Source organism: Actinomyces sp. ICM47 (assembly GCF_000278725.1).
In the GTDB taxonomy this organism is placed as follows: domain Bacteria; phylum Actinomycetota; class Actinomycetes; order Actinomycetales; family Actinomycetaceae; genus Pauljensenia.
The window spans coordinates 1-9,308 of the sequence record NZ_ALCA01000061.1; the positions used below are offsets into that span (position 1 = coordinate 1).

Genomic DNA, 9,308 nt, shown 5'->3' on the forward strand with positions numbered 1-9,308 from the left:
CCCGCCGGTTTCGGCGGGCGCGCACTTGTCGTTTCCTCGGTAATTGGGCGTTTGGCCCTAGTGGTCGGAGGCCTATGTCACGTAGAATTGACCACGATAGGCACATCGGGCCACCCGGCCCTCACCGTCAATGAAAGATGGCAGAACAATGAGCACAGTCCGTATCGGTGTCCTCACCTCGGGCGGCGACGCCCAGGGTATGAATGCTACCGTTCGCGCAGTGGTGCGCACGGCTCTGGCCAGGGGAGCGCAGCCCTATGCGATCCTTGAAGGCTGGCAGGGTGCATGCGACGGTGGCGACTCCATTAAGAAGATGGAGTGGTCGGATGTCTCCTCGATCCTCGCTGAGGGCGGCACGGTCATCGGCACGGCTCGCTGCGCTGAGTTCCGTACCTACGAGGGACGCCACCGCGCCGCCGCGAACCTGCTCGAGCACGGTATCGACCACCTCGTCGTCATCGGCGGTGATGGTTCCCTATCGGGTACGAACGAGTTCCGCAACGAGTGGCCTCAGCATGTCGCCGAGTTGGTCTCCGAGGGCGTTATCACGCAGGAATTCGCGGACGCTCATCCGGCCCTCATCATCGTCGGCCTGGTCGGTTCCATCGACAACGACATGGTGGGTACCGACATGACGATCGGTGCGGACACTGCGCTGCATCGCATCCTGGACGCTATCGACCAGCTCACCAGCACGGCGGCCTCGCACCAGCGCACCTTCGTCGTCGAGGTCATGGGTCGCCACTGCGGGTACCTGCCCCTCATGGCTGCGGTCGCGGGCGGTGCTGACTACGTGTTCACACCCGAGGACCCGGCGGGCCAGGGCTGGCAGGACGACCTGGCCGAGCACCTGCGCCTGGGCCGCGAAGCCGGTCGTCGTGAGTCGATTGTTCTCGTCGCCGAGGGCGCGCATGATCGCGATGGGAACGAGCTGTCGACGCAGCTGATTGCGGACACGATCCAAGAGCGCACGGGTGAGGATGCTCGCGTGACGATCCTCGGTCACGTGCAGCGCGGCGGTACCCCGTCAGCCTACGACCGCTGGATGTCGACCCTGCTGGGCTACGCGGCCGTCCAGGAGATCCTCGACTCCTCCGCTGAGGACGAACCCGTCATCCTGGGCGTGCGCCGAAACCGTATTACTCGCGTCCCGCTCATGAAGGCGGTGCGCGACACGCGCGCGGTCAAGGACCTCATCGCCGCGGGCGACTACGCTGCTGCCCAGGCGTCGCGCGGATCCTCCTTCTCCTCGATGGTCGGCATCTACCACCTGCTCTCGACGCCTCCGCAGCTGATTCCCGAACCGACGGGCGATTCGAAGCGTGTCGCGATCCTGCACGCGGGTGGTCTGGCACCCGGCATGAATACGGCGGCCCGCGTCGCCGTGCGCCTGGGTATTGCGCGTGGCTGGACGATGCTGGGCGTCGACGGTTCGTGGAGCGGTCTGGCGGACGACCGCGTGCGAGAGCTGAGCTGGTCCGACGTTGAAGGCTGGGCCTTCAAGGGCGGCGCGGAGCTGGGTACGAAGCGCGATGTCCCGCCGATTGAGCAGTTCTACGCGCTGGGCCGCGCTATCGAGCGCAACGAGATTGACGCGCTGCTGGTGATCGGCGGCATGAACGCCTACCTGGGCGTGCATGCGATCCAGGCCGAGAAGGACCGCTACCCGGCTTTCCGCATCCCGATGCTGCTGATCCCCGCGTCGATCGATAACAACCTGCCCGGCTGCGAGCTCGCGATCGGCACGGACACGGCGATCAACAACGCCACGTGGGCGATCGACCGCATCAAGGAGAGCGCGGCGGCCTCTAAGCGTTGCTTCATCGCCGAGACGATGGGACGCCGCTGCGGCTACCTGACCCTCATGAGCGCGCTGTCCAGCGGTGCCGAGTACATGTACATCAACGAGGAATCCCCATCCCTCCAGCAGATCGCTGCGGATGCTGATCGGATGGTGAACTCCTTCAAGTCCGGCCGACGCCTCTTCCTGACCCTCGTCAACGAGTCCGCGTCCCGGTACTACGACCGTGAGTTCCTCGCCGACGTGTTCACCGCCGAGTCTGAGGGCATCTATGACGTGCGCCACCAGGCGCTCGGCCACATGCAGCAGGGCGGTGCCCCCTCGCCGTACGACCGTCTGCTCGCCACGCGCCTGATCGCCCGTGCCTTCGATCAGCTTGTCGAGCAGTTCGAATCCGGCGACCGCCGCGCCTACTACATCGGCCAGGTCGGCAACGCCGTCGAGGCGCGCCCAGTCAAGCACATGTTCGACGACCTGGACATCGTCAATCGCCGCCCCTTCCATCAGTGGTGGCTCGACCTCGTCCCGGTCCAGCGCATCGTGTCGCTGCAGAACCCAGGCATCGAGGCAGCCCCCATCCACATCGACGATCCCGTCGAGTAACGGGTTAGTCCCGGGTTTTCCGGGATGAACGAGGCCGTGGTTCCGTGATCGCTTGCGGGCCACGGCCTCGTCCGTCGTCAGGGAAAACGAGAGTGACCGAGGGCGCATTGACCGCTAAACTGGAAGTCACATATCCCTACTGTCAGGAGCACTCATGAGTGATATCCCCGTGATCGACCCGACGATGACCCCCGCGTGGGACAAGCTCGACCAGCTGGCCGACACCTTTGAACCCGATCTGCGCAAGATGTTTGCGGACGATCCCGAACGCACGAAGAAGTTCACCTTCCAGGCCGCCGACCTGCACGTCGACCTGTCGAAGAACCTCGTGTGCCCCACGCTGCTGGGCCACCTGCTCGCGCTCGCCGAGCAGACCGGCGTGGCGGACCTGCGCGACCGCATGTTTGCGGGCGAGCACATTAACGTCACCGAGGACCGCGCCGTCCTGCATACCGCGCTGCGCCGCCCCGCGACCGACTCCCTGACGGTCGACGGCCAGGACGCGATCGCCGACGTGCACGAGGTGCTGGAGAAGGTCTACGCCTTCGCCCGCCGCGTCCGCTCCGGCGAGTGGGTGGGCATCACCGGCAAGCCCGTTAAGACCGTCGTCAACGTTGGCATCGGCGGCTCCGACCTCGGCCCCGTCATGGCGTACGAGGCCCTGAAGCCCTACGTGCAGGAGGGCCTGGAGTGCCGCTTTATCTCCAACATCGACCCCACTGACGCGGGTGAGACCACGAAGGACCTGGACCCCGAGACGACCCTCGTGATCGTCGCGTCCAAGACCTTCACGACGCTCGAGACCATCACGAACGCGAAGGTCGTGCGCGCCTGGCTGCTGGACGGTCTGCGTGAGCGGGGCATCGTCACCGACGAGGCCTCAGAGAAGGAAGCGATCGCCAAGCACTTCGTCGCCGTGTCGACCGCTCTGGACAAGGTTGCCGAGTTCGGCATCGACCCGGACAATGCCTTCGGCTTCTGGAGCTGGGTGGGCGGCCGCTACTCCGTGGACTCCGCCGTCGGCACCTCCCTGGCCGTCGCGATTGGCCCCGAGGGCTTCGCGGACTTCCTCGCCGGCTTTAACGCGATGGACCGCCACTTCGTCGAGACTGAGCCCGAGAAGAACGTGCCCCTGCTCATGGGCCTGCTCAACGTGTGGTACTCGAACTTCCTGGGTGCCGACACACACGCCGTCCTGCCCTACTCGCAGTACCTGCATCGCTTCCCCGCGTACCTGCAGCAGCTGACCATGGAGTCCAACGGCAAGTCCGTGCGGCGCGATGGCAGCCCCGTCACCTACGAGACCGGTGAGGTCTTCTGGGGCGAACCCGGTACCAATGGTCAGCACGCGTTCTACCAGCTGATCCACCAGGGCACCCGCATGGTTCCCGCGGACTTCATCGCGTTTGCGAACCCGACCTGGGCGCTGGGCGACGGCGACGCCGACATGCATGAGCTGTTCCTGTCGAACTTCTTCGCGCAGACCAAGGCCCTGGCGTTCGGCAAGACCAGCGAGGAGGTGCGCGCCGAGGGCACGCCCGAGGCCATCGTCTCCGCCCGCGTGTTCACCGGCAATCGTCCCACGACGTCGATTATGGCCCCGGCCCTGACCCCGTCGGTCCTGGGTCAGCTGATTGCCCTGTACGAGCACATCACCTTCGTGGAGGGTGCTGTGTGGGGCATCGACTCCTTCGACCAGTGGGGCGTTGAACTGGGCAAGGTCCTGGCCAAGCAGATCCTCCCCGCCATCGAGGGCTCGACCGAGGCCCTGGACGCGCAGGATCAGTCGACCCGCGCTCTCATCGAGTACTACCGCGCGAATCGTACGAAGTAGTCTCTGGCTGTCGTAGCCGCACGTGGGGGCCGCGCCTTGGGGGCGCGGCCCCCACGTTTTCTCTGCAGCGTGGTTGCGTGAATCCTCGAGGCACACAACTGACGCCTCGGGGTGGAACTAAGCCCCGAGGCACCGACAAGCGTGCTATGCCCGGCTTCTCAGGCGAGCACGCTGCCTGGCGAGAAGAAGCGCCCCTCCTGCTCCCACGCCGATGGCGACGCCAGGAAGACCCGAGTGTGCTCCAGAGTTCGCAAGCCTAGGCTCCTCGCCCGACGGTGAAGGTGTCTCTCTCTGGCTTGTGCTCGGGTTCGGTTCGCTCGGGGTGAGCGAGCGCGGGAAACGCAGCTTGGACCACACCAAGCGGTGGTCCGAGGTGGGAAATGGGGCGAGACCGGTCAAGCGGAAAAGCTCGTCGTCGCGTGTCGGCCAGAAGACTCCCGCCTCCTCGACCTGGGTGCCGACATTTGGTAGGACGTAGTCGATGCGCAGATTCCCCGGCCGAGGATCGTCACTGAAGTCGCCCGTATCGTAGGCGGGATTCGTCCTATGCGTCAGGTTCGCGCCTCCCTGAAGCTCCGCTTCGCGGGTGCCTCCCAGCGAGGTCGGTGCCGTGTCGACGACCTGCGGGCTGACCAGCAGCTGATCAATAGCCCCCGGGTACGAGTCCCCGTCGAGTGGATCCGAGTTGTAGTCCCCGAGAATCACGAAGTTGGCGTCCTCGGTCAGGCCTCCCTTCGCTCCGTTGTCGTCATAGAGGTAGTCGGCCCGGTTCGCCACGTAGTCGGCCCACAGGCGGATCTCATCGAAGTTTCGTTTCTTGTTACGCTGCTCGGCTCCGTCGAATGACGGCGGTGTCGGGTGTGCCGCCAGCACGTGGATCGTCGTGCCATCAACATCGATCGGCAGGTCCACGTGCGTCTTGGAAGACAGGGGGAAAGCGTTGAGCACCTCGTCGGAGTACCAACTGGTGCCGTCGCTCTTGGTGGGGAGAAGAGCGCCCGGCATGTCCTTCCACAGGAAGTGCTGGAAAGAACGAACCTGGTCGTTCTTAATCGGGTACTTGGAGTAGACAACGAAGCCGTACTGGCCCGGAAACTTACCGAAGCCCCAGGCATCGGATGGGCCGGTTGTGCTTCCGTCTCCGTCCAGGTCGAAGCCGCTGGGAACGCCCGTGTTCACTGAACCCGACCAAGAGTAGGGGTAAGACACAGGCTGGGCACCATTGTGCGGGACTTCGAGGTAGTTCGTGCGAAAGAGATCAACCGCGGTAGCGTTGGCCTCGTAGTCGAACTCGTTGATCAGAATGATGTCCGGATCCACCCGCTGAATGGTTTCCGCCACGTTGGATGCCTGGGCGTTGTCCGCCGTGGTGAGGTCGTCGAGTAGCTGCCCCGGCGCCTCTCGGTTGAGGCTGGCGTTGAACGTGGCCACCGTGAGGACATCGGTTGTCGAGGACGGTGCGGACTCGGCGAGCGTGGGTGCGGACGATAGAAAGCACAGGGCAAGGGGGAGACATGCCGCTGTGGCGATCGCGAGGGGCTTCATCGTTGAATCTCCTTCATCACCGTGGGAGTGTGTACGACAGATGATAAATCCTCGGGTGGGCAACAAACAAGGAGGCGGTGACAGTGGTAAGAGAAAGGGCATAGCATGAGTCATGCGGTTGCTGTTCGACGCAGTCGTGCGAGTATCGAATCGAGGGTTCCATGGTGACAACAGCTTCCCTGGCATCCATGGGTGTGAGCGCTCTGTCCACGTTTGTCCTGCCGATCATCATCCTCGTTGTCGCTCGGCGCAGATGGGGCTGTTCGCTGTGGTCTGCCGCCGTCGGCGCACTGGTCTTCGTTGTCTTCGCTCTCCTCCTTGAGGGGGGATTGCACGCGCTGGTCTTCACTGCGCTCCCCAACCTGCCGAGTAAACCGATGCTGTACGCGATCTATGCCGCGCTCGCGGCCGGGGTGTTTGAAGAACTCGGCCGAGTCTGTGGATTCGCCGTTCTGCAAGCGAGCGACCGGCATCCCGATGACGTTGGGCGCGCCCTCGGAATGGGCATCGGACACGGAGGTATCGAGGCAATACTGCTTGTGGGAGTAGCGACAATCTCTAGCCTCGTGATCTCGGTGAGCATCATCAATGCGGGTACGAGCGAGGCTTTCCTCGCTGGTTTGCCCGACGCCCAGCGCGATATCGTGGCCCGACAGTTCGAGTTGCTCATTAATACACCCGCGCCGTTCTACCTGCTGAGTATCGGCGAGCGTACCATCGCCATTGCCTTGCACATTGCCCTGTCAGTCTTGGTCTGGATGGCGTTCACTGGGAGGGTTCGCCGCTGGTGGATCCTCGGAGCGATCCTCGCTCACGCCCTGGCAGACGCTGGGGCTGCGCTGTATCAGAGCGGGGTGGTGAGCGTCGTCGTGGCGCAGGGGTGGGCGTTGATCGTCACCGTTATTCTTGCACTGACGGTGAGGCGAATGTATGTGTCCACCACAGCGCTGCTCGCTCGCGGAGCCGCGCAGACATCGTGAACGGGCAGCGGATGGGAGTCTGCCCTCTCACGCGGCAATGTTGCGCACACGGTAGACGATGATGTCGCCAGCACAGCACGCGATCCACGCGAGCTCCTTGAGATCGTTCACGAGGCCCTCGTTCCTGTCGAACTTCTTCGCGCAGACCAAGGCCTTGGACACGCAGGATCAGTCCACCCGTGCTCTCATCGAGTACTACCGCGCGAATCGTACGAAGTAGTCTCCGGCTCTTGTAGCTACACATCGGGGGATTGGCGGGAGTTGACGCTCCTGCCGCCTCGTGCGTATGTGTTTTAGTGCTCGATGTGTTCGTGGCTGGCGTGCTCGGGGCACTCGAGCTGGAACGTGGAGTGCGCGATGGGGAAGTGGTGGCACGCGCACTCGCCCAGCTCGTGGACGATGCGGTCGCGGCAGGGGCCGTCGGCTTCGTGCGTGACGGTCACGTGCGCGGTGACGGTCACCAGGTGTGAGGAGACGGCGGCCACGTGCAGGTCGTGCACGTCGATAACGCCGTCAACGCCCATCATGTGCGTGCGCAGCTCGCCCATATCCACGCTGGCGGGCGTCTCTTCCATGAGGATCGCGACAGAGCGGCGTAGGAGCGTGAGCGCTCGCGGGGCCATGAGGACAGCAATCAGGAGCGAGGCGATCGCGTCGGCGCGCGTCCAGCCGAAGGCCCATTCTGCGCCTGCTGCGACGATCACCGCGAGGGAGCCGAGAGCATCGTTTGCGACCTCCAGGAACGCGGCCTTCATGTTGAGGTTCGCGTCGCGCCCGCCCGCCAAGATCAGCAGTGAGACGACGTTCGCGAGCAGGCCGATGATACCAACGAGGAGCATGGGGCCAGCCTCGACGGGCGGGGGAGAGGCGAGACGCCAGGCGGCCTCCCACGCGACCATGACGCTGATAATGAGGAGCATGCCGGCCTGCAGGGCGGCAGCCAGGACCTCGGAGCGCGCCCACCCCCACGTATGCTTCTCGTCGCGTGGGCGGCGCGTCAGGTGCGCCGCGATAAGGGCGACGACCAGGCTGGAGGCATCCACGACCATGTGCCCCGCGTCAGCCGCCAGGGACAAGGAACCGGACCAAAAGGCGCCGAGCAGTTCCGCGACGACGACGGTCCCCGTCACCGCGAGCGCCCACCCCAGGCGCGCGACCGAGGCTCCTGCTGCGTGGGAATGATCGTGCGAGTGGCCACCTTCCGCGCCATCCGCGGAGTGCGCGTGGTCGTGGGAGTGGGCCACGGCCTCGTCAATGTGGGACGAGGCAGGGGCGGGTTTCTCCGATCCGGTGCCGCCGGGCGTGTGCGAAGGGAAAGTGCGCGACATGTCCTCACTGTACGACCCGAGCGCGCTGAATGATACACCCAGAACCGGCCTCGTATGCTATAGATCACGCGGGTGGGTTGCTCTGTTGGGACTGGGTGCCCGGGTCACACTGTGACGGACAACGTATCCTAGAAGGCAGAGCGCGGGGAATTCCGCGACTGCAAGGGCACAAGCCCATAGGACTGTAAAGGAGCGCCACTCATGGCAGAACCTCGTATCGTCACCGTCACTGGCGCAGCTGGCAACATCGGCTACGCCCTCCTGTTCCGCATTGCGTCCGGCCAGCTGTTCGGCCCGGACGTGCCCGTCAAGCTGAACCTGCTCGAGATCCCCCAGGCTGTCAAGGCCGCCGAGGGCACCGCGATGGAGCTCGACGACTGCGCGTTCCCGACCCTGGCCGGCGTTGAGATTTTCGACGACGTCAACCGTGCATTCCAGGGCACCAACGTCGCGTACCTGGTGGGTGCCATGCCGCGCCGCAAGGGCATGGAGCGCGCCGACCTGCTCGAGGCCAACGCGGGCATCTTCGGCCCCCAGGGCAAGGCCATCAACGACGGCGCTGCCGATGACGTGCGTGTCCTCGTCGTGGGTAACCCCGCGAACACCAACGCCACCATCGCCCAGAACGCTGCGCCGGACGTCCCGGCCTCGCGCTTCACCGCGATGATGCGCCTCGACCACAACCGTGCGATCGCGCAGCTCGCCCACAAGACCGGTGCCGCGAACGCCGACATCAAGGACGTCGTCGTGTGGGGTAACCACTCGGCCGACCAGTACCCGGACGTCTCCTTCGCGAAGGTTGCTGGCAAGCCCGCGACCGAGCTGGTGGACGAAGAGTGGCTGTCCAGCTACTACCGTCCCACCGTCGCCAAGCGTGGCGCCGCCATCATTGAGGCACGTGGCGCCTCTTCGGCCGCCTCCGCCGCGAACGCTGCGATCGACCACATGTACTCCTGGATCCACGGCACCCCCGAGGGCGAGTGGGTCACCGCCGGTGTCATGTCCGACGGCACGCACTACGGCGTCCCCGCCGGCCTGAACTTCGGCTTCCCCGTCACCTCCGACGGTGGCGAGTGGCAGATCGTCGACGGCCTCGAGATTTCCGACGCGACCCGCGCTGGAATCGACCACAACATCAAGGCCCTCCAGGAAGAGTACGACGCCGTCAAGGCGCTCGGCTTCATCAAGTGAGGCTACCGCCCTCGTGGCGGTTGGTG

General features: G+C 64.9%; 7 protein-coding genes. 4 read left to right on the top strand and 3 right to left on the bottom strand.

Annotated elements, in window-relative coordinates; translation table 11 throughout:
• The first annotated feature begins 148 nt into the window (after positions 1-148).
• Positions 149-2,404 carry a 6-phosphofructokinase gene (locus HMPREF1136_RS03705; RefSeq protein ID WP_034504772.1) on the top strand — a complete coding sequence of 752 codons (2,256 nt, stop codon included), beginning with the start codon at positions 149-151 and terminating at the stop codon, positions 2,402-2,404.
• 154 nt (positions 2,405-2,558) lie between these two features.
• Positions 2,559-4,238, top strand: coding sequence for a glucose-6-phosphate isomerase (pgi, locus tag HMPREF1136_RS03710; protein ID WP_009647990.1), 1,680 nt, complete (start codon positions 2,559-2,561; stop codon positions 4,236-4,238).
• Positions 4,239-4,382: 144 nt separating this feature from the next.
• Here pgi and HMPREF1136_RS03715 read toward each other — a convergent pair whose 3' ends face one another.
• The gene (locus tag HMPREF1136_RS03715) at positions 4,383-5,783 is read right to left on the bottom strand and encodes an endonuclease/exonuclease/phosphatase family protein (protein ID WP_009647994.1); all 1,401 of its coding nucleotides are present in this window, start codon (positions 5,781-5,783) and stop codon (positions 4,383-4,385) included.
• A gap of 161 nt (positions 5,784-5,944) precedes the next feature.
• Between HMPREF1136_RS03715 and HMPREF1136_RS03720 the strand changes: the two genes are divergently transcribed.
• A complete protein-coding gene (locus HMPREF1136_RS03720; RefSeq protein ID WP_009647991.1) occupies positions 5,945-6,763 on the top strand; it encodes a YhfC family glutamic-type intramembrane protease in 819 nt (272 codons plus the stop codon).
• A gap of 27 nt (positions 6,764-6,790) precedes the next feature.
• Here HMPREF1136_RS03720 and HMPREF1136_RS11365 read toward each other — a convergent pair whose 3' ends face one another.
• Together HMPREF1136_RS11365 and HMPREF1136_RS03725 are read right to left on the bottom strand one after the other, a co-directional pair.
• On the bottom strand, positions 6,791-6,925 hold the full coding sequence (locus tag HMPREF1136_RS11365) for a hypothetical protein (protein ID WP_009647995.1): 135 nt from the start codon (positions 6,923-6,925) through the stop codon (positions 6,791-6,793).
• Between the two features lie 131 nt (positions 6,926-7,056).
• The gene (locus tag HMPREF1136_RS03725; protein WP_009647993.1) at positions 7,057-8,091 is read right to left on the bottom strand and encodes a cation diffusion facilitator family transporter; all 1,035 of its coding nucleotides are present in this window, start codon (positions 8,089-8,091) and stop codon (positions 7,057-7,059) included.
• Between the two features lie 201 nt (positions 8,092-8,292).
• On the opposite strand from HMPREF1136_RS03725, the gene HMPREF1136_RS03730 reads away from it, so the two are divergent.
• Positions 8,293-9,282 carry a malate dehydrogenase gene (locus tag HMPREF1136_RS03730; protein ID WP_009647992.1) on the top strand — a complete coding sequence of 330 codons (990 nt, stop codon included), beginning with the start codon at positions 8,293-8,295 and terminating at the stop codon, positions 9,280-9,282.
• The last annotated feature ends 26 nt before the right edge of the window (positions 9,283-9,308 follow it).

Excerpts from the sequence above, each read along its gene's own strand:
- HMPREF1136_RS03705 (WP_034504772.1), top strand. The coding sequence starts at position 149 with ATGAGCACAGTCCGTATCGGTGTCCTCACCTCGGGCGGCGACGCCCAG.
- pgi (WP_009647990.1), top strand. The coding sequence starts at position 2,559 with ATGAGTGATATCCCCGTGATCGACCCGACGATGACCCCCGCGTGGGAC.
- HMPREF1136_RS03715 (WP_009647994.1), bottom strand. The coding sequence starts at position 5,783 with ATGAAGCCCCTCGCGATCGCCACAGCGGCATGTCTCCCCCTTGCCCTG.
- HMPREF1136_RS03720 (WP_009647991.1), top strand. The coding sequence starts at position 5,945 with ATGGTGACAACAGCTTCCCTGGCATCCATGGGTGTGAGCGCTCTGTCC.
- HMPREF1136_RS03725 (WP_009647993.1), bottom strand. The coding sequence starts at position 8,091 with ATGTCGCGCACTTTCCCTTCGCACACGCCCGGCGGCACCGGATCGGAG.
- HMPREF1136_RS03730 (WP_009647992.1), top strand. The coding sequence starts at position 8,293 with ATGGCAGAACCTCGTATCGTCACCGTCACTGGCGCAGCTGGCAACATC.